Source organism: Massilia sp. P1_C10, from assembly GCF_056406475.1.
The window spans coordinates 174,004-196,081 of record NZ_JBFUAC010000005.1 but is presented as its reverse complement, the minus strand read 5'-3'; the positions used below and the strand labels follow the sequence as shown (position 1 = coordinate 196,081).

Below are 22,078 nucleotides of genomic sequence, written 5' to 3'. Positions count from 1 at the left end.
TCAAGGAGCAAATTCTTTACCCGGATGGCATAGGCGCTCGCGCGCCACGCCAGGTAATTCTCAACAGTGTAGCAAACTTCGGTTTGTTTCTTGTAGGACAGTGACTCGTAGCACGGTAGGAACAACATTCCTCGCTCAGCGGGCCGGCCGGACGATCAGGTCCGCGACCGTGGCGATCAGCTGGCTCGGCTCGACCGGCTTGGAAATGTGGGCGGAAAAGCCAGCTTCCAGCGCGCGCAGGCGGTCCTCCGAACGGGCGAACGCGGTCAGCGCGATGGCCGGCACGCGCGCGCCGCCGTCAAGGGCGCGCACCGCGGCCAGCAAGCCGAAGCCGTCCATCTCCGGCATGCCAAGGTCGCTGATCATCACGTCCGGCGGCGCCGCGCGGAAGCACTCGAGCGCCGCGCGCGCGCTGTCCGCCGTCGCGACGGTGGCGTGGCAGTCGGACAGGATGCGCTTGATCAGGTCGCGCGCGTCGGCCTCGTCGTCGACCACCAGCACCTTCAGGTTCGACAGGTCGCGCACCACGATGTCCGGCGTCAGCGGCGCCGGCGGGCTGTAAGGCGCGCGGTCCGAGCGCGTCGCCAGCACCTGGGCGCTGGCCGCCGGCAGTTCGACCGTGAACGTTGCGCCGGGCAGCTCGCCGCCGCTTTCGACCCGCACCGTGCCGCCGTGCTGCTCGATCAGGTGCTTGACGATCGACAGCCCGAGACCGAGGCCGCCGTGCTGGCGCGTGGTCGAGGAGTCGCCCTGGCGGAAGCGCTCGAACACGTGGGTGATGAATTCGGGCGCGATGCCGGGACCGCTGTCGGCCACCGAGATCTCGACGCTGCCACCGTCCTGGCGGGTGCCGATGCGCACCACGCCGTCGCGCGGCGTAAACTTGATCGCGTTCGACAGCAGGTTCCAGATCACCTGCTGCAGGCGCGCCGGGTCGCCGGCGATCATCCCGGTTTCCGGGTCGTAGTCCTTCTCGAGGCGAATGTTCTTCGCTTCGGCGGCCGGACGCAGGGTCTCGATCGCGGCGTCGACGAACACCGCCGGCGCCAGCGTCTGGATGTCCAGCATGACCTTGCCCGAGGTGATGCGGCTCATGTCGAGCAGGTCTTCGATCAGCTGGGCCTGGGCGCGCGCGTTGCGCTCGATGGTGGTCAGGCCGCGCTGCAGGTCGGCGGTGTCGCGCGTGCCGCGTCGCAGGACCTGGGCCCAGCCGAGGATCGCCGACAGCGGCGTGCGCAGCTCGTGCGACAGCGTGGCGAGGAATTCGTCCTTCATCTGGCTGGTGCGTTCGGCCTCGGCGCGCGCCAGCCGTTCGCTTTCGAGCAGCTCCTTGCGTTCCTCGGCGGCGCGCTGGGCCGCCTCGTACAGGCGGGTATTGTCGATCGCCACCGCGGCCTGCGCGGCGATGCCGCCGACGATGCGCTCGGTGCGCTCGCTGAAGACGCCCGCTTCAGGGTGGGCGAACAGCAGCCGTCCCAGCACTTCGCCGGAGCGCGCCACCACCGGCACCGACAGGAAGCTGCGCAGCGGGTGCTGGGCTCCGGCGTCGTCGGAGCGGATCACGCCGTCGATCTGGGTGGGGGATTCGGCGAACTGGTCAAATTCGCCGTTTGCCGCGCCGGCCCGCGCGGTCAGCGTGAATGGCTCGCCGGCGCTGTCGGCGCCGTTATAGACGAAGGCGCCGAAGCGCGCGCCGCTGATGCCGGTGGCGGCGTCGGCGACGGTCTGCAGCAGCGAGCGCAGGTCGCGCTGGCGCGCCAGCGCGCTGCCGGTGCTGTTCAACAGTTCGAGGACATTCGACTCGTCGCGCAGCGCCTGCTGCACGCGCTTGTCCTGGTCGACATCGGTGTTGGTGCCGAACCAGCGCACCACGTTGCCGAGGCGGTCGCGCACCGCGTTCACGCGTGTGAGGAACCAGCGGAACTGGCCGTCGGCGCCGCGGATCGGGAACTCCATGTCGAACGGATTGCCGGTGCGGATCGATTCCTTCCAGCGCTGCAGCACCAGCGGCAGCACCTCCGGATCGTGCACCGATTGCCAGCCCCAGCCCGTCATGTCTTCAGCCGTCTTGCCGGTGTATTCGTACCAGCGCTGGTTGTACCAGACGATGTGGCCGTCGGCCGCGGCCATCCAGGCCAGCTGCGGAATCGAGTTGGCCAGCGCGCGCAGCACGTCTTCGCTTTCGCGCAGCGTATCTTCGGCGTTCTTGCGCACGCTGATGTCCTGCGCCACGCCGGTCATGCCGAGCACCCTGCGGTGATGGTCGCGGCCGACGTAATCGGCGCGCCCGACCACCGAGAGCCAGCGCGGCGCGGCGCCGGGCGCCTCGACGCGGAATTCGACGTCCAGGTCCTCGCGGTGCGCCATCGCATGCACGAACTGGGCGCGCGCGGGGTCCCGGTCGGCGGGATGCAGGCGCTCGCGCAGCTGGTCCCAGGCCAGCGGGGTCTCCGGCTCGAGTCCGAACAGGCCTGCCGCGCGGGCGCCCAGCGTGAACAAGCCGGTGCGGACGTCCCAGCGCCAGTCGCCGAGGCGGCCCGCTTCCAGCGCGACGTGCAGGCGCTTGCCGCCGTCGACGATCGCCTGTTCGCAGGCCTTGCGCGCGGTGATGTCGAGGAAGATGCAGGCCGATCCGTCCGGCGTCGGCGAGCAGCGCAATTCGAGCCAGCGTTCCAGCCGCTGGTGGAAGAACTCGATCACGGCCGGCGCGCCTTGCGTCAGTTCGCCGATGTCGCAGGCGTCGAGGTCGGGCAGGTCCCACAGCACGTGGCCCACCAGATCCGCGCGCGAAAATTCGGAGGAGGCCAGTAATTGCGCCGCACTGCGATTGAGGTAAGCGATGCGGCCGTCGCGGTCGACCGCGCAGAATCCGTCGGCCAGGTGCTCCAGCATGCCGTCCATGCGCGCGCTGTCGGCGCCGCTGCCGGTCATCGTTCTCGCCCGTCGGGGAGAACGGGGCGGGCGTACGGTAAGGGGTTGCTCATGTAATGCGTCGCGATCGTCATGTAGTTGCCGCTGGCGCCAGGCGGCGCCATGCTCAGGTAAGGGACGATTCTAGCGCACACAAGGCGCCAGTATTCACACGGTTGCGCCGACGTCCGCCAGTACTTTCTGCAATTGCTCGATCTCGTACGGCTTTTGCAGCGATTTGTGGGGGAATTCGACCTGGCGCAGCAGGGCGTCGCCGTAGCCCGAAGCGAAGATGACTTTTAGTTTCGGGTTGGCCTGTACCGCGCGTCGCGCCAGCTCGACCCCGGACATGCCGGGCAGGCTGACGTCGGTAAACAGCACGTTGTAGCTTCCCGCGGCGAGCATTTCCAGCGCGCCCTCGGCGTGCGCGACGCCATCGTTTTCGTGGCCGAATGCGCGCAGCATTTCGCACACCAGGTACTGCGAATCGAGGTTGTCTTCGACCACCAGGATGTGCAGTCCGGCCGCGGGCGCAGGGGCGGCCTTGGCTGGCGCCGCCGTGGCCGGCGCCAACGCGCAAAGCACGCCAAGCACTTGCTGCTGCTCGTCGCGGATCGGCGTGAACTGCAGGTCGCAGTCGCGCGTTTCCGGGCCGCCGGGGATGATGAAGGTCACCGTCTGGCGCGCCGCGTGCGCCGGGCGGCCTGCCAGCGCCTGTTCGAACGCGTCGTGCGCGGCCTCCAGCGGCGCCGGCAGCATCGACGGGATTTTGGCGCTCGGTGCTGGAGGGTGTTTCGGGCCGGCGAAAGCGGCGTAGGCGTCGTTGAACACCACGATGCGTTGCGGACCCCAGCACAGAAGCATCGGGAACGGCGAATTGAGGATGATGTCGAGCGTCAAGCGCAGCGCGTGCGGCCATTGCGCCGGCTCGCCAAGCGCAGTGCGCGACCAGTCGATGTCGGCTGCGAGGCCGGAAAACTTGGGTGCTTCATTCGTCATATTGCTTGGGCCGACCGGAAAAGCGGACATCGTACACCAAAGCTGGAAACGCCCGCGGATCCGGTCGCGTACTTCGAGCAAGCCCTACTTGAAAAAGAAGTCGTTAAGGATTGCCAGCACGAACACAATGATGGCGACCCAAATTCCAAACGACGCGATCATGTTACGGCCACGTTCCTCATCCCTGAGAAGTTTGTTTAACCATTCGGTCATGATCGGACTCCCATACTTTTGATCCTGCTTTTCATCTTACTCCTACCGCTATCCTGCGTACCCCTGCGTAGTGAAATGAATGACGGAGAAAAGCCACGCAGTTGCAAAGGTCAGCAAGGCAGACGCCACTAAGACGCGATAATGCGTAATCGCATGCCGAAGCCCAGTGCTGCGCGACTTTTGGGTTGGAAATACCGGCCCATAAGCTGCAATCACGGCATGAGATAACAAGAGTGTGATGGTGAGCCAGAAGGTGTTAGTGTTCCACAATTCGGAGACGACCGTCCCAATGGCGGGGTGTCGGAATTCATAAAGTGCGTTCACGCACATCCCAAGGCCCGCCCACGACAGCTGGCCGTCCTTGACTGCGACAAGCGGGTTGGCCCTTGCTTTTTCAACCTTGTTCAACGGGAAAAGGCGTAGAACACAAAGAAAAAGCAATGGAAGAAGTGTCGGAACGAACAAATGCACCAGATGCCAGTCAGTCACGGATTCCCCCGAAAGCAATCGTCAAATTGGGCTCAACGATATGTGGGGTGATCGCGATGAACATTGTGATCGCTCATCCGTGCGCCAGCGCAGGCAAAAAAAAGCCCGCTACGGGAGCGGGCTGAATCTATTTTCTTGGAGGAGAATAGAGGAGACAGGCGTAGTTTGTTGCATTGCGCCAAAATTCGCCAATTTTCATTTGTGATGACAGTTATCCGGTTCGCGAATAGTTGCAAATATCTGGCTTTCTCGTCATGATTGCCAGTCGCCGCTCCGGCGCATTCTGATCGGAACCGATGGCCACCGTCGTCCAGCATCGCAAGGTCAACATTGTCCTGCTCGACCCGGACGAGCCGATCGCGTCCCACTGCGCGCCCGGCGACATCGCCATCGTCACCCAGGCCGATGGATGGTGGACCCATTTCATCGGCCGCGACGGCACGATCGACAGCTACGACCGCCCCTACCGCAGCTACAACGAAGCCCTGTGGGCCGCCAAGGCCGCCGCCGAATACGGTTTCGACTCGGAATAGGCTCGCACGGTAGCGGAAAACCCGCCGAATGTCTCTCAGGCAAGTTATGATTGCGCTCCGTAGCGCGGCTTGTCGTTTGTTCAATCATCGTGCGCGCCTATCTGCATCACCGAAAGTGTTTTACCATTGAAACCATGCTAAAACCGCCACTTCCGTTCACCCTGCTTGCCGTCGCCTTCGCGGCGATGCATTGCGACGCGGGTGCGACCGGGCAGGTGGGCAGCTCGCTGCTGGACTATTCGCTGGAACAGCTGGCCGACATCGTGGTCACCTCGGTGTCGCGCCAGGAAACCCGGCTGGCCGATGCGCCGGCCTCGATCTATCTGATCAGCGCGGCCGACATCCGCCGCGCCGGCGCCGCCACACTCCCCGAGGCGCTGCGCCTGGCGCCCAACCTGCAGGTGGCGCAAAACGACGCGCGCAGCTACGCGGTCACCGCGCGCGGCTTCAGCTCCACCATCGAAAACAAGCTGCTGGTGCTGATCGACGGGCGCAGCGTGTATTCGCCGCTGTTCTCCGGCGTGTTCTGGGAAGCCCAGGACGTGGTGATGGAAGACATCGAGCGCATCGAGGTCATCAGCGGCCCGGGCGCGACGATCTGGGGCGCGAACGCCGTCAACGGCGTGATCAACATCATTACGCGCTCGGCCGCAGACACCCAGGGCGGCCTGGCGGCGGCGGCCGTGGGCACCAAATCGCGCTCCGCCACGGCGCGCTACGGCTTGCCGTTCGGCGGCAGCGGGCACTATCGTGTGTATGCCCAGCACACCGATTCGTCCCAGACCTTCAGCGAAACCGGCGCGCCGGGCGGCAACGACTGGCGCCGCCAGCAGGCGGGCTTTCGGGCCGACTGGAGCGGCGCCGCGCACGACGTCACCGTCAGCGGCGACGCCTACCAGGGCGCGCTGGGCGCCGGCGCGGCGCCGGACGTGCGCATCGCCGGCGGCAACTTGCTGGCCCGGGTCGACAGCCGCCTGGCCGATGGTTCCGAACTGCGCATGCAGGCCTACCTCGACCACACCGAGCGCGACCAGGAGAACAGCGGCGCCCAGCTGCTCGACACGGTCGACCTCGAAATCCAGCACGGCACCCGCAACGGCGCCGCCCACAAGCTGGTATGGGGCGGCGGCTATCGCTACAGCCGCGATCGCCTGGAGGGCGGGCCGGTGCTGCAGTTCGCGCCGGCCGAGCGCGGCCTTCACTGGGGCAACGTGTTTGCCCAGGACGAGATCCGCCTGTGCGACACGCTGCGCCTGACCCTGGGCCTGAAGTTCGAGCACAACACCTACACCGGCATGGAAGCGCTGCCCAACGTGCACCTGGCGTGGAGCCTGGCCGGAGACCAGCTGGTCTGGGCCGGCGCCTCGCGCACGGTGCGCACGCCGTCGCGCATCGACCGCGACCTGTGGCTGGTCGATACGCGCAATTCAACGCCCGGCGCGACGCGCTACACGATTGCCGGCGGCCCGCAATTCGACTCGGAAACGGCGCGCGTGCTGGAACTTGGCTACCGCGGCCAGCAGGGCGGGGCGCTCAGCTACGCCGCGACCCTGTTCTACAGCGATTACGACCGCCTGCGCACGCTCGAGCCGCTGGCCGGCGGCGGCGCCCGTTTCGGCAATTTCGGCCGCGGCAATGCGCGCGGCCTGGAGACCTGGGGCCGCTGGCATGTGCGCGGCGACTGGCGCCTGTCGGCCGGCCTGGTGGTTCAGGACATCCGCACCAGCCTCGCGCCGGGCAGCCAGGACAGTTCGGGCGGCACCGGCCTGGCCACCAACGATCCGCATCATTACTGGTCGCTGCGCTCGTCGCACGACCTGGCCGACGACCTGCAGGCCGACTTCATGCTGCGCGCGGTCGGCGGCCTGCCGCGCCCCGCGGTCCCGGGCTACAGCGAACTCGACGCGCGCCTCGCATGGCAACCGCGCGCCGGCCTGGAGCTGGCGCTGGCAGGCCAGAACCTGCTGCACCGCTCCCATCCCGAATTCGGGCCGGGCGGCACGCGCCAGTTGATCGAGCGCAGCGTGTCCCTCAAACTGGCGATGCGATTTTGAAGGCGCCGACATTTCCCCTGCGATTGATGCGCCGCCTGCTGTTGGGCGCGGCGCTGCTGGCGGCCTGCGCCGCCCAGGCGCAGCCCGGCGCCGCGGCGCTCGAGCGCAGCGTCAAGGCGGCGTTCATCTACAAGTTCCTCGGGTACACTGAGTTTCCGGCCAACGCCTTCACCGATGCGGCCGCGCCGCTGGTGATCGGGGTGGCCGGATCGGACGACATGGCCAGCGAACTGGGCCGCATCGCGTCCGGCCGCAGCATCAACGGTCGGCCGCTCGCGGTCCGGCAGTTCCGCGAAGGCGACAGCGTCGCCTCGGTGCAGCTGCTGTTCGTGGCCGGCGCCGATTGCGCGCGCGCCGCGCGCATGCTGCGCCAGGCGCCCGCGGTGCCGGTCCTGCTGGTGACCGAATGCGGCAACGGCCTGCAGGCCGGCAGCATCATCAATTTCAAGATTGTCGAGGAGCGCGTGCGCTTCGATGTGTCGCTCGACGCGGCCGACAGGAACAACATCAAACTGAGTTCGCGCCTGCTGACGGTAGCGAACCACGTAAGCAAGGGAGCACAATAACTATGCCGACGCACGATACCGGCTCCGTCCGCAGCAAACTGATCATCATGGCGGTGTCGACCACCTTCGTCGCCCTGATGTCGGCCGCGATCGCGATGCTGCTGTACGACCTGCGCACCTTCCAGCAGTACTGGGTCGACGACCTGACCACCCAGGCCGACATCATCGCCAGCGTCACCGCGCCGGCGCTGGCCTTCAACGACGCCAAGTCGGCGCAGCAGAACCTGGCAGTGCTGCGGGTGCGCCCGCAGATCCTGTCGGGCGCCGTCTACACCGCGGCCGGCGCGCGCTTCGCCTCCTACGCGCAGCAGTCGTCGGCCGACCTGGGGTTTCCGGTCAAGCCCGGCAAACCCGGCTACCGCATCGAGCACGGCGAGCTGATCGTGGTGCACAACATCGTCGAAAACGGCGAGCTGCTCGGCACCGTCTACCTGCGCTCGCGCTACGGCCTGATCGACCGCCTGATCAGCTACGCCACCATCCTCGGCGGCGTGATGCTGGGCGCGCTGGTGATCGCCGCGCTGGTCGCCTCGCGCCTGCAGCAAAGCATTACGCGGCCGCTGCTTGCCGTCACCAACGTGGCGCGCGAAGTGATGCAGCGGCGCGACTTCACTTTGCGCGTGCCGGGCAACGACAGCGGCGAGATCGGCGTGCTGGTCACGGCCTTCAACGACATGCTGGCCGAGATCGGGCGCCGTTCGCACGCGCTCCAGGAAGCCAACCTGACGCTCGAACACGAAATGCAGGTGCGCCACCGCGCCGAGCAGGCCCTGCTGGTGGCCGACCGCCGCAAGGACGAATTCCTGGCGACGCTGGCGCACGAGCTGCGCAATCCGCTGGCGCCGATCCGCACCGGACTGGACATCCTGCGCCTGCGCAGCGGCGACGCCCAGGCGACCCAGCGCGCCACCGACATCATGGAACGCCAGCTGCGCCAGATGGTGCGCCTGGTCGACGACCTGCTGGATGTCTCGCGCATCAACACCGGCAAGTTCGCCATCAAGATGGGCCGGGTCGAGCTGAAGGCGGTGGTCAACGATGCGCTCGAAGTGGTGCGATCGTACATCGAGCTGCACGGCCACGAACTGGTGATCGACCTGCCGGACCGCCCGGTGTTCCTCAACGGCGACGCCACGCGCCTGGCGCAGATCCTGTCGAATTTGCTGAACAACGCGGCCAAGTACACCAACCGCGGCGGCCGCGTGACCTTGTCGGCGCGGGTCGAGGACAAGAACCTGATCGTCAGCGTGGCCGACAACGGCATCGGCATCGCGCCGGACATGCTGGCCAACGTGTTCGAGATGTTCGTGCAGGTCGACTCGACGCTCGAGCGCACCAACGCCGGCCTGGGCGTCGGCCTGTCGCTGGCGCGGCGCCTGGCCGAACTGCACCACGGCACCATCGAAGTGCACAGCGGCGGCATTGGCCGCGGCAGCGAATTCACGGTGCGCCTGCCGATCGTGGTGGAGCCTGAGCTGCCGACCAAGACCATGCCGGCGGCCTTCATCAGCAGCGAGACCTACCGCATCCTGCTGGCCGACGACAACGTCGACTTCGTCAACAGCATCGGCGCGCTGCTCTCCGCGATGGGCCACAGTGTGGTGATCACCCACAACGGCCCGGATGCGCTGACGGCGGCCGCGCGCTTCTGCCCGGACTTCGCCTTCCTCGACATCGGCCTGCCGCAGATGTCCGGCTACGACCTGGCGCGCGGCATCCGCAAGCTCTCGTGCGGCCCGATGACCCTGCTGATCGCCGTCACCGGCTGGGGACAGGAGAAAGACCGCCAGCTGGCGTTCGAAGCCGGGTTCGACCACCACATGGTCAAGCCGGTGCGCTTCGAGCAGATCGAAGAAATCCTCAGCAACCGCGCCATCGTCAAGAAAATGCGCACCTGAGCTTGCAGGGAGTTCCTTAGGCCTGCAGGGGGCAGCGCCCCCCGCTACGGCTTGTGTCGCTGCTGCGACGGTTATTTCGACCGACCCTGCGATCCCGACCCGCTCGATGAGTCCGAGGATCCAGAGGACCCAGAGGACCCCGAACCCGTGGCATTGCGGCCGCCGCCGGAACCGGACGATTGCTGGCTGCCGCCACTGCCGCCGCCGCTGCGGCTGCTGCTGCTGTCGCTCGATCCGCTTTGCTGGCTGGCCTGATTCTTGTGGCTCATGCTGCCGGCCTCACGTGCTTCTTCAGAGGTGAATTCGTGTGCGTTGCCTGACGCATGTGCGGCCCGTCCGCCTTCTGCCGCAATCTCACGCTGCTTGTCGGGGTCCATCGAAGCGAATCCCCGGTTGCTGGTGTCGCTTTGCTGGCTGCCGCCGGAGGATGATCCGGTACCTCCGCGATTGCCGCTGCGCGAACTGCTGTCATCGTCGCGAGAGCCTGACTGCTTGTTGTTTCGATCGTCGCTGCCTTGATTCTGATTCGTCGCCATGATTGTCTCCTTTGATTTTCGGCCAACGCGCCATGCGCCGCCATGAAGCCCAGCTTAGGAGAAGAATCGAATGGTACAAATCAGATTTTTTTTCTTGATGGCGTAGGAATTGACCCACTCTGTTTGAAATTATTTCCGCCGGCGCTAACGGCGACGGCGAAGCGGGCCAGGGCACCAGGCGCCAGGGGACAATCCGCGGCGGCAATTGGATGCCGAACAGCGACAAAGAAAAAAGGCCTGAAGATTGCTCTTCAGGCCTTTCGTCTTACGAATTTTGGTGCGGCTGGCAGGAATTGAACCCACGACCCCTTGGTTCGTAGCCAAGTACTCTATCCAGCTGAGCTACAGCCGCGAAAAACAAGATTATAGCAGGGGTTTTCAAAAACGCCAAGCCTGTCGCTAGCCCGGAGTTTGTTCCTGCCCAGCCGGTCCCATCGCGCCGCTTTCTTCGTTCAGTCCCCGGGCCATCGCGCCGCCTTCGCCGCGCCAGAAGTCGCGGTCGGCCAGCCGCACCCGCTCGGCCGCATGGAACATGTGCTCCGCGGCCGCCTTGCGCGCCAGCTCGGGATCGCCGGCCGCAATCGCCTGGACGATTTTCTCGTGCTCCTGCCGCACCTGGCTTGAGAAATCGGCGCGCCGCGCTTCGTTGGCGCGGGTGACCTTCACCGCCGCGCGGGTCGGGTGCGCGAACATTTCGGTGAACCTGACCCAGTAGGGATTGCCGGTCGCTTCGGCGATGCTGAGGTGGAAGCGCACGTCTTCCTCGACGCCGCTGACGCCGCTGGCGACGGCTTCCTCGATGCGCCGCAGCGCGTGCTCGATCTCGGCCAGCTGCCCCGGCGTGCGGCGCAGCGCGGCCAGCGCCGCCGTTTCCGATTCCAGGCCGCGCCTCACCTCGATCAGGTTCAGCAGCGACTGCACCGACTGCTCGGTCGCGGCGTCCTCGAGCGGGGAGGGCTGCGGCTCGTCGCTGCAGATGAAGGTGCCGCTGCCCTTGCGGCTGCTGAGGATGCCGTCGGCCTTGAGCTGGCCGATCGCTTCGCGCAGCACCGTGCGGCTGACGCCGAAATGCTCGGACATCGCCTGCTCGGACGGCAGCCGGGTGCCTGGCGCCAGGCCATCCTCGCGGATCTTGGCCAGCAGCCGCGCCGCGGTGCGTTCGCCCAGGGTGCCGTTCTCGAAACTACTGCGTTCGAAGTCGGGTCCAACAGGGGGCAGCGCCATCATTCGTTCCATCGTTATTTCCTTTGCGTATGCACCACGAATTATACAAATATACAGCTTGACAGGCATACTTCATACAAATAATATACAGCAAATCAGATTTTATACAACTCGCCAACCGCATCCCGCGGCAAAAAAACCAGGCGGCCGATTTCTTCACCGATATCAGGAGACAAAGATGGCGATTACCGGAGCGCATCCAGGGCTGGACCGGCCTGCATCACCCAACGCTGGAGCCGACGAAGCATCGGTCTACCGCAAGGTCACATGGCGCATCGTGCCATTTCTCATGCTGTGCTACATCGTGGCCTATCTGGACCGCGTCAACGTCGGCTTCGCCAAGCTGCAGATGCTGAGCGACCTGAAGTTCAGCGAAACCATCTACGGCCTCGGCGCCGGCGTGTTCTTCTTCGGCTACTTCCTGTTCGAGGTGCCCAGCAACGTCATCCTGCACAAGGTCGGCGCGCGCGTCTGGATCGCCCGCATCATGATCACCTGGGCGCTGATCTCCGGCGCCTTCATGTTCGTCTCCACGCCGCTGCAGTTCTACGTGATGCGCTTCCTGCTCGGCCTGGCCGAAGCGGGCTTCTTCCCCGGCATCATCCTGTACCTGACCTACTGGTTCCCGGCCGAGCGCCGCTCGCGCATGGTATGCACCTTCATGACGGCGATTCCGCTGGCCGGCCTGATCGGCGGCCCGCTGTCGGGCTGGATCATGGAGTCGTTCGCCGGCAAGTCGGGCATGGCCGGCTGGCAGTGGATGTTTTTCATCGAAGCCGTTCCGGCGATCGTGCTCGGCGTGGTGGTGCTGTTCTACCTGGACGACGGCATCCGCTCGGCCAAGTGGCTGACCGAGCCTGAAAAGAAGCTCCTGGAAGAGAAGATCAGCCATGAAACCTCGGGCAAGGTGGTGCACCCGTCGCTGCGCGCCGTGTTCGCCGACCCGCGCGTCTGGCTGATGGCGCTGATTTACTTCTGCTGCGTCACCGGCCAGTACGGCCTGACGTTCTGGCTGCCGACCCTGATCAAGACCGCCGGCATCAAGGGCGTGCTCAACATCGGCATGTTCACGGCGATCCCTTACGCCGCCGCGGTCGTCACGATGCTGTACCTGGGCCGCAGCTCGGACAAGCACATGGAGCGCCGCTGGCACCTGGTGATCCCGCTGCTGCTCGGCGCCGTCGGCCTGGTGGGAAGCGCGCTGGCCGGCACCACCAACACGGGCCTCGCGATCGTCGCGCTGTCGATCGCCGCGGCCGGCGTGCTGTCCTCGGCGCCGCTGTTCTGGGCGCTGCCGACATCCTTCCTCTCCGGCGTCGGCGCCGCAGCCGGCATCGCCGCCATCAACTCGGTCGGCAACCTGGCCGGATTCGCCAGCCCGTTCCTGATCGGCTGGATCAAGGACATGACGCAGTCGACCAACATCGCGCTGTACGTGCTTTCCGGCGTGTTGGTGGGCGGCGCCGTCATCGTGCTGAACATCCCGGCAAAAATGGTCAATCGATAAGGAGTGGTGGAGATGGCAGAGCAAATCGACCGCGTCGGGGTAGTTGGCCTCGGCGCGATGGGGATGGGCATCGCCCAGTCGCTGCTGCGCGCCGGGCTGGAAGTGCATGCCTGCGACGTGCGCGACGAGGCGGTGCGGGCGCTGGTGGCGCAGGGCGGCCACGCCGCGGCGACGCCGGCGGAACTGGCCGGCAGGGTCGATGCGATGCTGATCGTGGTGGTCAACGCGGCGCAGACCGAGCAGGTGCTGTTCGGCGAAAATGGCGCCGCGTTCCAGCTGAAGCCCGGGTCGGTGGTGATCGCCAACGCCACCGTGGCGCCGGAGTTCGCCGAGGCGCTGGGCGCCCGCCTGCTTGGCATGGGCCTGCGCTTCATCGACGCGCCGATCTCGGGCGGCGCCGCCAAGGCCGCGACCGGCCAGATGTCGGTGATGGCGGCCGGCGCTCCGGAAACTTTCGACGCCTGCTCGCGCATCTTCGACGCCATCTGCGCCAAGCTGTATCGGCTCGGCGACCAGCCGGGGCAGGGTTCGAAGGTCAAGATGATCAACCAGTTGCTGGCCGGCGTGCATATCGCCGCGGCGGCCGAAGCGATGGCGCTGGGCCTGCGCGCGGGCTGCGATCCGGATGCGCTGTACGAAGTGATTTCCAACAGCGCCGGCAGTTCGTGGATGTTCCAGAACCGCGTGCCGCACATCCTCAAGGGCGACTACACGCCGCTGTCGGCAGTGAACATCTTCGTCAAGGACCTCGGCATCGTGCTCGACTACGCGAAGAAGAGCGTGTTCCCGCTGCCGCTGTCCGCCACCGCGCACCAGATGTTCATGCAGGCGTCGGCCGCGGGCTATGGCGGCGAGGACGATTCGGCCGTGGTGAAGACCTTCCCCGGCATTACCTTGCCAGGGAGCCGCCCATGACCGTTCATCTCGGATGCATCGCCGACGACTTCACCGGCGCCACCGACCTGGCCGGCATGCTGGTCAAGGCCGGCATGCGCACGGTCCAGCTGATCGGCGTGCCGACCGGCCCGGCGCCGCGGGACGTCGACGCGATCGTCATCGCCCTCAAGTCGCGCACCAACCCGGCGGCCGAAGCGGTGGAAGAATCGCTGGCGGCGCTGCGCTGGCTGCAGCGGGCCGGCTGCAGCCAGTTCCAGTTCAAGTACTGCTCGACCTTCGATTCGACCGCGCAGGGCAACATCGGCCCCGTGGCCGAGGCGCTGATGGACGCGCTGGACACCGGTTTCACCATAGCGTGTCCCGCGTTCCCGGCGAATAACCGCACTATCTACAAAGGCTACCTGTTCGTCGGCGACGAGCTGCTGAACGAATCGGGCATGCGCAACCATCCGCTGACGCCGATGACCGACGCCAACCTGGTGCGGGTGCTGCAGCGGCAGGTGGCGGGCAAGGTCGGCCTGGCCGATTACAAGGTGGTGGGGCAGGGCGCCGATGCGATCAAGGCGCGCTTCGCGGCGCTGCAGGCCGAAGGCGCGAAGTTCGCCATCGTCGATGCGCTGACCGATGCCGACCTCGAACAGATCGGCGCCGCTTGCGCGGACATGCCCTTGATCACCGGCGGCTCCGGCATCGCGCTCGGCCTTCCCGAGAACTTCCGGCGCCGCGGCCTGCTGGCCAGCCATGGCGCAGCCGACGCGCTGCCGGCCACCGGCGGCCTGCGCGCGGTGATCTCGGGCAGCTGCTCGGTGGCGACGAACGCGCAGGTCGCGCTGATGAAGGAGCAGGCGCCGGCCTTCGTCGTCGATCCGCTGCAACTGGCGCGCGGCGAGGATGTCGTGGCCGCCGCGCTGGACTGGGCCGCGGACCGCATCTCGCGCGGGCCGGTGCTGATTTACGCCACTTCGACGCCGGATAAAGTGAAAGCGGTCCAGGCGCACCTGGGCGTCGAACACGCCGGCAGCCTGGTCGAGAACGCGCTGGCCGACATTGCGCGCGGCCTGGTCAAGCTCGGCGTGGGACAATTGATCGTGGCGGGCGGCGAGACTTCCGGCGCCGTCGTCAAGGCGCTCGGCGCGACCGGCCTTCGCATCGGGCCCGAAATCGACCCCGGCGTGCCCTGGACCACGGTGATGACAGAGGGCGGCGGCGCACCGCTGGCGCTGGCGCTCAAGTCGGGCAATTTCGGCAGCCCGGATTTCTTCCTCAAGGCCTGGAGCAAGCTCGCATGAACGAAAACCGACAGCGCGAACAGATCGTCGACTTCGGCCGCTCGCTGTTCGAGCGCGGGCTGACGGCCGGCAGCAGCGGCAACCTGAGCGTGCGCGTCGAGGATGGCTGGCTGCTCACGCCGACCAACGCCAGCCTGGGCCGCCTCGATCCGGCGGCGATTTCCAAGCTCGACTGGGACGGTCGCCTGGTCAGCGGCGAGCCGCCGTCGAAGGAAGCGTTCCTGCACCGCGCGATGTACCAGGCGCGCCAGCAGGCCGGCGCCATCGTCCACCTGCATTCGACCCATTCGGCTGCCGTGTCGTGCATGTGCGGCCTGAACCACGACGACTGCATCCCGCCGCTGACGCCGTACTTCGTGATGAAGATCGGACGCCTGCCGCTCGTGCCTTACCACCGTCCCGGCGATCCGGAACTCGGGCCGGCGATCGGCAAGCTGGCCGCCAGACACAACGCGGTGCTGCTGGCCAATCATGGCCCGGTCGTCTCCGGCGCCTCGCTCGAAGCGGCTGTCTACGCCGCCGAGGAGCTGGAAGAGACCGCCAAGCTATTCCTGCTGCTGCGCGACGTGCCGACCCGGCCGCTTGACGCGGCGCAAATCGACGACCTCAAGACCACATTCAAGCTTGAAATTTAATTTCAAAAGGTGCCCCATGTTGAAATTTTGTGCCAACCTCACCATGATGTTCAACGAACATCCGTTCCCGCAGCGCTTTGCCGCCGCGGCCGCCGCCGGCTTTCGCGGCGTCGAATTCCTCTTCCCGTACGACCACACGCCGCAGGAAGTGGCGCAGTGGCTCGACGAGAACAAGCTGGAGAACGCGCTGTTCAACCTGCCGCCGGGCGACTGGGCAGCCGGCGAGCGCGGCATCGCCTGCCTGCCGGGCCGCGAGGACGAGTTCCGCGCCGGCGTTCAGAAGGGCCTTGAATACGCCAAGGCGCTCGGCACCAAACGGGTCCACATGATGGCGGGATTGATTCCAGAAGGCGCCGACCTGGCGGTCTGCCGCGCCACCTACCTCACCAACCTGCGCCATGCTGCCGGCGTGTTCGAGCCGCACGGCATCACGGTAGTCATCGAGCCGATCAACGGCCGCGACATGCCGGGCTACTACCTGGTCACGCAGGCGCAAGGGCACGAGATGCGCGAGTCGTCGGGCGCACCGAACGTCAAGGTGCAGATGGACTTCTATCACGCGCAGATCGTCGAGGGCGACCTGGCGATGACGTTCCGCAAGCACTTCGATGGCATCGGCCATGTGCAGATCGCCAGCGTCCCCGCGCGCAACGAGCCGGACGACGGCGAAGTCAATTATCCATACCTGTATCGCGTGCTGGAAGAATTGGGGTACGACGGCTGGATCGGCTGCGAATACCGTCCGCGCGGACGCACCGAGGATGGCCTCGGCTGGTTCGCCGCCGTGTCGAAGGGAGGCGCGCAATGAAAGTGCTGATCACCGGCGGCGCCGGCTTTCTGGGCCAGCGCCTGGCGCGCGCCTTGCTCAAGCGCGGCCAACTGAGCGACAGCTCCGGCCAGCCGCGCACCATCGACGAACTGGTGCTGGTCGACGTCGTCGCCGGCAACGACTTCGGCGACCCGCGCGTGCGCGTGGTGACGGGCGATATCTCCGACGCCGCGCTGCTGCGCGACCTGGTCGACGAGCGCACCCAATCGATCTTTCACCTGGCGGCGATCGTCAGCGGCGCGGCGGAAGCGGACTTCGACCTCGGCATGCGCATCAACCTCGACGCCTCACGGGCCTTGCTCGACGCCTGCCGCCTGCGCGGGCACCGGCCCAAGGTGGTGTTCACCAGTTCGGTGGCGGTCTACGGCGGCAAGCTGCCGGCGCTGGTCAGGGACGACACCGCGCTCAATCCGCAATCGTCGTACGGCGCGCAAAAAGCGATCGGCGAGCTGCTGCTGAACGACTACAGCCGGCGCGGCTTCGTCGATGGCCGCGTGCTGCGCCTGCCGACCATCAGCGTGCGTCCCGGCAAGCCGAACAAGGCCGCGTCCTCGTTCGCCAGCGGCATCATCCGCGAGCCGCTGGCCGGCGAAGCGGCGGTCTGCCCGGTGTCGCCTGATTTGCGTTTGTGGCTGCTGTCGCCGCGCGGCGCGATCGAATCGCTGATCGCGGGGCACGAGCTCGATGGCCCTGCGCTGGGTCTGAGCCGCACCATCAACCTGCCGGGCATTTCGGTGAGCGTGGGCGAGATGGTGGCGGCGCTGGAAAAGGTGGCGGGGCCGGAAGTGGTCGCGCGCATCACGTTCGCGCCCGATCCGGCGATCGAGCGCATCGTCAACAGCTGGCCGGGCGCGTGGGACACATCGCGCGCGAAGGCGCTGGGGCTGGTGGCCGATCGAGACTTCGAGAGCATCATCCGCGCCTTTATCGCCGACGAATGACGGGGTTGGGTCAGGTCCGCCGGACCTGACCCCAAAAGAAAAAAGGCCTGAAGATTTCTCTTCAGGCCTTTCGTCTTACGAATTTTGGTGCGGCTGGCAGGAATTGAACCCACGACCCCTTGGTTCGTAGCCAAGTACTCTATCCAGCTGAGCTACAGCCGCGCAGTGCAAGCATTTTAGCAGTTTCATTTTGTTTCCGGAAGGGCTAACTTGCCAAACCGAAAGCAAACTTCTTTGCCTGGTGTTCCGTTGCTCTACCGTTGTCGGTTCGCTTTGGAACCGGAGGGCTTGCCCTCCGAAGAAGCAGCATTGTAATGAAGCGGGGCGCGCTTGTCCAGAGCCATCGCCCGGCCGAGCAAAGTTTTTTCCCGACACCCGTCTTCTGGTAGATTACTACTTCACAACTTCATAACAAACGAGGATCGCTTCATGACCATCATCACGACCATCGAAGACCTGCGCGAGCTCGCAAAGAAACGGGTGCCGCGCATGTTCTACGATTACGCGGATGCCGGCTCGTGGACCGAATCGACCTACCGCGCAAACGAGGCGGACTTCGGCAAGATCAAGTTCCGCCAGCGCGTGGCGGTCGACCTGGCCGACCGCACCTTGCGCACCAAGATGATCGGCCAGGACGTGTCGATGCCGGTGGCACTGGCGCCGACCGGCCTGACCGGCATGCAGCACGCGGACGGCGAGATCCTCGCGGCGCGCGCGGCCGAGCGCTTCGGCGTGCCGTTTACCTTGTCGACCATGAGCATCTGCTCGATCGAGGACGTCGCCGCCAACACCACGAAGCCATTCTGGTTCCAGATGTACGTGATGAAGGACCGCCCCTTCATCGAGCGCCTGATCGAGCGCGCGCGCGCCGCCAAGTGTTCGGCGCTGGTGCTCACGCTCGACCTGCAGGTGCTGGGCCAGCGCCACAAGGACATCCGCAACGGCATGACCGCTCCGCCCAAGATGACCATCGCGAACATCGCCAACCTGATGACCAAGCCGGCGTGGTGCCTGGGCATGCTGGGCACCAGGCGCCGCTTCTTCGGCAATATCGTCGGCCACGCGAGCGCGGTGTCGGACATGTCCTCACTGTCGTCGTGGACTTCCGAGCAGTTCGATCCGCGCATGTCGTGGGACGACGTGGCATGGGTCAAGAAGCTCTGGGGCGGCAAGCTGATCATCAAGGGCATCATGGACGTCGAAGACGCCAAGCTGGCCGCGGCGAGCGGCGCCGATGCGCTGATCGTGTCGAACCACGGCGGGCGCCAGCTCGATGGCGCGCAATCCAGTATCGGCGCGCTGCCGGCGATCGTCGAAGCGGTGGGCAAGCAGATCGAAGTGCACATGGACGGCGGCATCCGCTCGGGGCAGGACGTGATCCGAGCGCTGGCGCTGGGCGCGAAGGGCGTGTATATCGGCCGCCCGTTCCTGTACGGCCTGGGGGCCGGCGGCGAGGCGGGCGTGACCAAGTGCCTGGAGATCATCCGCAACGAGCTCGACCTGACGATGGCGTTCTGCGGCCTGCGCGACGTGAACCAGGTCGACAAGAACATCCTGCTGCCAGGGACCTACTGAATCGTATCCTTCGCCCGATGAGGCGGTTACGGGACTGAAATCGGCCAAGACTTGCAGCCAACAGGCGCCTCGACTTAACCTTGCGCCGACCCCTCGCTTGAAAGCTCATAATTCCGGTTCAGCAGAGGACCGCGTCGTGAATGCAAGGTGGGCGCGACGCTCCAGTAAAAACCGAAAACGAGGAGGCATCATGAGCAAGCTGGATCAGGACGACAGGAACGACATCTCCGCCAAACACTTCGCGTTTCCGAAGCAGCGCAAGGAACCGTTGGAAGACGCGAGCCACGTACGCAACGCCATCGCCCGTTTCAAACAGGTCGAAGGGGTATCGGACAGCGAGCGCGACGAGGCATGGGACCGCATTCGCGCCGCCGCGCGCAAGTTCAACGTTGAAATGAGCGAGGGCGACTGGCGCGTGGTGGGGAACGGATAGCAGCGCAGGCACAGGTGCGGAATGGCGACGGCGGAGTCGGGGGACTGGCGGCCAGGAAAGAAAGGTGGTACTTTCTTAAAAGTTAAACTTTCAAATTAAAAACATTCACATGCATATGTTCCGCGCCCCCGCGCCGGGCGCACTCGCGTCCCGCAACCCGATTGCCGCCGCCGTATTCCTGCTCACTTTCAGCCTGCAAGCCGCCGCACAGAACACCGCCACCACCGCACCCGCGGCTGCTGCGACCGCCCCCGCGAAGCCGGCAACCAAGAACGACGGCAAGCCGGCCGCAGGCGCAACGTCGCCGGAGACAGTGCCGGCGCCGACCGGCCCGGTCCAGGTCGTCAACGTGATCAAGGAACGCGAGACCAACCGGGTCGACCGCCAGGTCTACGACATCAAGAACGATGCGAGCACCGCCGGCTCGTCGATCGGTGACGTGCTCAACAATGTGCCTTCGGTGAACGTCGATCCCAACGGCACCGTGCGCCTGCGCGGCAGCGAGCGGGTGACCGTGCTGGTCGATGGCAAGCCCACCGCGCAGTTGCAGGGCGAGAACCGGGCCGCCGCCATCAATGCGCTGCCGGCCGAAAACTACGAATCGGTGCAGGTGATCAATAATCCCGGCGCCGAGTTCGGCAACGAAGCAGGCGGCGGTCCCATCCTCAACCTGATTTCGCGCCGCTATACCAAGCCGGGCGGCAATGGCAGCGTGGCCGGCAACATCGGCCCCGGCGGACGCCGCAACGCCTTCGCCAACGGCAGTTACAGCGCCGGCTATGCGTCGGTGAACGGCACGCTCAATGTGCGGCGCGACGGCAACGAGACGGAAACCGAACAATCACGCGAGCGCATCGATCCGGCCACGGGCGCCATCAGCCGGCTGCACCAGAACGTCGCGCGCCGCGGTCTCACTAACTTCATCCAGGGCGGCGTGGGCGGGCGCTACAATTTCAATGAGCGCGATACCGTCACCGCCCAGATCTCGCTGAACAAGCGCGGCAACGATTCCAGCCAGAACGAACACCTGAGCGATTTGCGGACCGGACTGGTTCCGGTGGTCGATTACCGCACGCGCCGCACGACCGAAGGCGACGCCCTGAATCACGAGTTCGTCACCGGTTTCGAGCGCCGCTTCGGCACCGAGGGCAGCACGCTCAAGGTCGATCTGCGCCACTCGTCGAACGTGAACAACATCGACTCCACCGTTCTCTACGAGCCGCTGGTGATGCCCGCCGTCGGCGCGCCCGTGCTCCGCGATTACGCTCAGGATGCGACGACGCGGGTCCGCCTGACCGACCTCAGCAGCGACTACAGCGGCAAGTTCGGGCCGGGCTTCCTGACCGCGGGCGGACGCTGGCAGCGCACCGGCCAGTCGGCCGACAATCGCTATACCTTCCTCGCCGGCAGCGTGCTCGACACCAGGCGCAGCAACCTGTTCAAGCTAGACCAGGACGTGCTGGCCGCCTACAGCACGTATGAAATGCCGATCAACAAGCTGTGGTCCTTCAAGGGCGGCCTGCGCATCGAACATACCGACCTCGACCTGGACCAGGTCACGACCGACATCCAGGCCGAAAACCGTTACACGAACTACCTGCCGAGCCTGTTCCTGACCTACAAGCTGGACCCGAACACGAACCTGCGCTTTTCCTACGCCGACCGCATCTCGCGTCCGAGCTCGGGCGACCTGAATCCGTTCATCAATTACTCCAGCGATTACTACGTCAGCTCGGGTAACCCGCGCCTGCATCCGGTGAAACTGCATTCGCTGGAACTGGGCTACGAAACCAAGGTCAAGGGCCTGATGCCGGTCAGCCTGCGCGGCTATCTGCGGCGCGAATCGGACGTGATCACCGACCGCCGCGTGTTCCTCAGCGATAACACGCTGCTGACCACCAAGGACAACCTTGGCGACCGCCGCTCCGGCGGTGTCGAATTTTCCGTCATGGGCATGATTCCGCCGAATATGAAAATTGGCGGCGTGACGCTGCCGAATCTGCGCTTCATGTTCAACGGTAACTGGGGCTTTATCGAGCAGGACCGGATCGGCGCACTCGGGCTGACCGGCGAGAAGCGCTCGTCGCCATCGCTGCAGCTGCAAGGCGGCGGCCAGTGGCAAATCAATCCGACCAATGTGGTGACCTTGATGGCTTTCCACCAGGGCAAGCTGCTGTCGGGTGAAGGCTACCGCGAGCCGTTCGGCATGCTGAGCCTGTCGTACGAACACAAGGTGACTCCGCGCCTGTCGTTCAACATGCGCGCCAACGACGTGCTCAATTCGACCGGCCAGAAGTTCCGCGTCGACACCGACATCGTGCACGACCGCACCGACACCACCGTGCACCAGCGCCGCCTTTATGCCGGCTTCCGCTACACCTTCGGCGGCGTGACGGGCAACGATGCGGTCCGCAACGCGCTGCAGTCGGCTGGGCTCAATCCGGACAGCCCGCAGGCGCGCGAAGCGATGAAGATGATACAGGGGGCCCAGCCGACGCAGCCGCAGCCGCAGCCGAAGCCAGCGCCGGCGCCGACGCCGGAGTAACGTTA

Annotated in this window: 18 protein-coding genes and 2 tRNA genes; 13 read left to right on the top strand and 7 right to left on the bottom strand. The window is 65.8% G+C overall.

The window, feature by feature from the left end; translation table 11 throughout:
• Nucleotides 1-135: 135 nt before the first annotated feature.
• From AC1D02_RS13055 to AC1D02_RS13045, 3 genes are all read right to left on the bottom strand, one after another.
• A complete protein-coding gene (locus tag AC1D02_RS13055) occupies nucleotides 136-2,931 on the bottom strand; it encodes a hybrid sensor histidine kinase/response regulator (protein WP_477317466.1) in 2,796 nt (931 codons plus the stop codon).
• A gap of 147 nt (nucleotides 2,932-3,078) precedes the next feature.
• Nucleotides 3,079-3,909: a response regulator gene (locus tag AC1D02_RS13050; RefSeq protein WP_477317464.1), complete on the bottom strand. Its 831-nt coding sequence runs from the start codon at nucleotides 3,907-3,909 to the stop codon at nucleotides 3,079-3,081.
• Nucleotides 3,910-4,170: 261 nt separating this feature from the next.
• Complete coding sequence (locus tag AC1D02_RS13045) at nucleotides 4,171-4,611, bottom strand: hypothetical protein (RefSeq protein WP_477317462.1); 441 nt, start codon at nucleotides 4,609-4,611, stop codon at nucleotides 4,171-4,173.
• A 296-nt stretch (nucleotides 4,612-4,907) separates the two neighbouring features.
• On the opposite strand from AC1D02_RS13045, the gene AC1D02_RS13040 reads away from it, so the two are divergent.
• From AC1D02_RS13040 to AC1D02_RS13025, 4 genes are all read left to right on the top strand, one after another.
• Nucleotides 4,908-5,144: a hypothetical protein gene (locus AC1D02_RS13040; RefSeq protein ID WP_477317460.1), complete on the top strand. Its 237-nt coding sequence runs from the start codon at nucleotides 4,908-4,910 to the stop codon at nucleotides 5,142-5,144.
• A gap of 134 nt (nucleotides 5,145-5,278) precedes the next feature.
• Nucleotides 5,279-7,198: a TOL_0244 family TonB-dependent receptor gene (locus AC1D02_RS13035; RefSeq protein WP_477317458.1), complete on the top strand. Its 1,920-nt coding sequence runs from the start codon at nucleotides 5,279-5,281 to the stop codon at nucleotides 7,196-7,198.
• 26 nt (nucleotides 7,199-7,224) lie between these two features.
• Nucleotides 7,225-7,764: a TOL_0243 family YfiR-like periplasmic protein gene (locus AC1D02_RS13030; RefSeq protein WP_477317456.1), complete on the top strand. Its 540-nt coding sequence runs from the start codon at nucleotides 7,225-7,227 to the stop codon at nucleotides 7,762-7,764.
• A 2-nt stretch (nucleotides 7,765-7,766) separates the two neighbouring features.
• Nucleotides 7,767-9,662: a sensor histidine kinase, YfiR-like protein-associated gene (locus AC1D02_RS13025; protein WP_477317454.1), complete on the top strand. Its 1,896-nt coding sequence runs from the start codon at nucleotides 7,767-7,769 to the stop codon at nucleotides 9,660-9,662.
• A 71-nt stretch (nucleotides 9,663-9,733) separates the two neighbouring features.
• On the opposite strand, the gene AC1D02_RS13020 is transcribed toward AC1D02_RS13025, so the two are convergent.
• The 3 genes from AC1D02_RS13020 to AC1D02_RS13010 all read right to left on the bottom strand — a co-directional run bounded on the left by AC1D02_RS13020 (nucleotide 9,734) and on the right by AC1D02_RS13010 (nucleotide 11,434).
• Nucleotides 9,734-10,198: a KGG domain-containing protein gene (locus tag AC1D02_RS13020; RefSeq protein ID WP_477317452.1), complete on the bottom strand. Its 465-nt coding sequence runs from the start codon at nucleotides 10,196-10,198 to the stop codon at nucleotides 9,734-9,736.
• 275 nt (nucleotides 10,199-10,473) lie between these two features.
• Nucleotides 10,474-10,550 (bottom strand) — tRNA-Arg (locus AC1D02_RS13015).
• Between the two features lie 47 nt (nucleotides 10,551-10,597).
• Complete coding sequence (locus AC1D02_RS13010) at nucleotides 10,598-11,434, bottom strand: FadR/GntR family transcriptional regulator (protein WP_477317450.1); 837 nt, start codon at nucleotides 11,432-11,434, stop codon at nucleotides 10,598-10,600.
• 166 nt (nucleotides 11,435-11,600) lie between these two features.
• Between AC1D02_RS13010 and AC1D02_RS13005 the strand changes: the two genes are divergently transcribed.
• The 6 genes from AC1D02_RS13005 to denD are packed head-to-tail and all read left to right on the top strand — an operon-like array spanning nucleotide 11,601 to nucleotide 17,520.
• A complete protein-coding gene (locus tag AC1D02_RS13005) occupies nucleotides 11,601-12,929 on the top strand; it encodes an MFS transporter (RefSeq protein ID WP_477317448.1) in 1,329 nt (442 codons plus the stop codon).
• 12 nt (nucleotides 12,930-12,941) lie between these two features.
• The gene (gene ltnD, locus AC1D02_RS13000) at nucleotides 12,942-13,844 is read left to right on the top strand and encodes an L-threonate dehydrogenase (protein WP_477317446.1); all 903 of its coding nucleotides are present in this window, start codon (nucleotides 12,942-12,944) and stop codon (nucleotides 13,842-13,844) included.
• Entirely contained in the window at nucleotides 13,841-15,115 is a 1,275-nt protein-coding gene (otnK, locus tag AC1D02_RS12995) for a 3-oxo-tetronate kinase (RefSeq protein WP_477317444.1), read from the top strand. Before ltnD ends, otnK begins: the two co-directional genes overlap by 4 nt.
• The gene (gene otnC / locus AC1D02_RS12990) at nucleotides 15,112-15,750 is read left to right on the top strand and encodes a 3-oxo-tetronate 4-phosphate decarboxylase (protein ID WP_477317442.1); all 639 of its coding nucleotides are present in this window, start codon (nucleotides 15,112-15,114) and stop codon (nucleotides 15,748-15,750) included. The genes otnK and otnC overlap by 4 nt, the downstream gene beginning before the upstream one ends.
• A 16-nt stretch (nucleotides 15,751-15,766) precedes the next feature.
• Complete coding sequence (gene otnI, locus AC1D02_RS12985) at nucleotides 15,767-16,558, top strand: 2-oxo-tetronate isomerase (protein ID WP_477317440.1); 792 nt, start codon at nucleotides 15,767-15,769, stop codon at nucleotides 16,556-16,558.
• Nucleotides 16,555-17,520, top strand: a complete 966-nt coding sequence (gene denD, locus AC1D02_RS12980) for a D-erythronate dehydrogenase (RefSeq protein ID WP_477317438.1) — start codon at nucleotides 16,555-16,557, stop codon at nucleotides 17,518-17,520. Before otnI ends, denD begins: the two co-directional genes overlap by 4 nt.
• Nucleotides 17,521-17,605: 85 nt before the next feature.
• On the opposite strand, the gene AC1D02_RS12975 is transcribed toward denD, so the two are convergent.
• A tRNA-Arg gene (locus AC1D02_RS12975) sits at nucleotides 17,606-17,682 on the bottom strand.
• Between the two features lie 267 nt (nucleotides 17,683-17,949).
• Between AC1D02_RS12975 and AC1D02_RS12970 the strand changes: the two genes are divergently transcribed.
• The 3 genes from AC1D02_RS12970 to AC1D02_RS12960 all read left to right on the top strand — a co-directional run bounded on the left by AC1D02_RS12970 (nucleotide 17,950) and on the right by AC1D02_RS12960 (nucleotide 22,073).
• A complete protein-coding gene (locus AC1D02_RS12970; protein WP_477317436.1) occupies nucleotides 17,950-19,095 on the top strand; it encodes an alpha-hydroxy acid oxidase in 1,146 nt (381 codons plus the stop codon).
• 190 nt (nucleotides 19,096-19,285) lie between these two features.
• Nucleotides 19,286-19,528, top strand: a complete 243-nt coding sequence (locus AC1D02_RS12965) for a DUF6582 domain-containing protein (protein WP_477317434.1) — start codon at nucleotides 19,286-19,288, stop codon at nucleotides 19,526-19,528.
• Nucleotides 19,529-19,637: 109 nt separating this feature from the next.
• Nucleotides 19,638-22,073 carry a TonB-dependent receptor domain-containing protein gene (locus tag AC1D02_RS12960; RefSeq protein WP_477317432.1) on the top strand — a complete coding sequence of 812 codons (2,436 nt, stop codon included), beginning with the start codon at nucleotides 19,638-19,640 and terminating at the stop codon, nucleotides 22,071-22,073.
• Nucleotides 22,074-22,078: the final 5 nt, after the last annotated feature.

Excerpts from the sequence above, each read along its gene's own strand:
- otnC (WP_477317442.1), top strand. The coding sequence starts at position 15,112 with ATGAACGAAAACCGACAGCGCGAACAGATCGTCGACTTCGGCCGCTCG.
- AC1D02_RS13050 (WP_477317464.1), bottom strand. The coding sequence starts at position 3,909 with ATGACGAATGAAGCACCCAAGTTTTCCGGCCTCGCAGCCGACATCGAC.
- AC1D02_RS13030 (WP_477317456.1), top strand. The coding sequence starts at position 7,225 with ATGCGCCGCCTGCTGTTGGGCGCGGCGCTGCTGGCGGCCTGCGCCGCC.
- AC1D02_RS13055 (WP_477317466.1), bottom strand. The coding sequence starts at position 2,931 with ATGACCGGCAGCGGCGCCGACAGCGCGCGCATGGACGGCATGCTGGAG.
- ltnD (WP_477317446.1), top strand. The coding sequence starts at position 12,942 with ATGGCAGAGCAAATCGACCGCGTCGGGGTAGTTGGCCTCGGCGCGATG.
- AC1D02_RS13025 (WP_477317454.1), top strand. The coding sequence starts at position 7,767 with ATGCCGACGCACGATACCGGCTCCGTCCGCAGCAAACTGATCATCATG.
- AC1D02_RS13020 (WP_477317452.1), bottom strand. The coding sequence starts at position 10,198 with ATGGCGACGAATCAGAATCAAGGCAGCGACGATCGAAACAACAAGCAG.
- AC1D02_RS13040 (WP_477317460.1), top strand. The coding sequence starts at position 4,908 with ATGGCCACCGTCGTCCAGCATCGCAAGGTCAACATTGTCCTGCTCGAC.
- AC1D02_RS13005 (WP_477317448.1), top strand. The coding sequence starts at position 11,601 with ATGGCGATTACCGGAGCGCATCCAGGGCTGGACCGGCCTGCATCACCC.
- AC1D02_RS12970 (WP_477317436.1), top strand. The coding sequence starts at position 17,950 with ATGACCATCATCACGACCATCGAAGACCTGCGCGAGCTCGCAAAGAAA.
- denD (WP_477317438.1), top strand. The coding sequence starts at position 16,555 with ATGAAAGTGCTGATCACCGGCGGCGCCGGCTTTCTGGGCCAGCGCCTG.
- otnI (WP_477317440.1), top strand. The coding sequence starts at position 15,767 with ATGTTGAAATTTTGTGCCAACCTCACCATGATGTTCAACGAACATCCG.
- AC1D02_RS12965 (WP_477317434.1), top strand. The coding sequence starts at position 19,286 with ATGAGCAAGCTGGATCAGGACGACAGGAACGACATCTCCGCCAAACAC.
- AC1D02_RS13035 (WP_477317458.1), top strand. The coding sequence starts at position 5,279 with ATGCTAAAACCGCCACTTCCGTTCACCCTGCTTGCCGTCGCCTTCGCG.
- AC1D02_RS13010 (WP_477317450.1), bottom strand. The coding sequence starts at position 11,434 with ATGGAACGAATGATGGCGCTGCCCCCTGTTGGACCCGACTTCGAACGC.
- otnK (WP_477317444.1), top strand. The coding sequence starts at position 13,841 with ATGACCGTTCATCTCGGATGCATCGCCGACGACTTCACCGGCGCCACC.
- AC1D02_RS12960 (WP_477317432.1), top strand. The coding sequence starts at position 19,638 with ATGCATATGTTCCGCGCCCCCGCGCCGGGCGCACTCGCGTCCCGCAAC.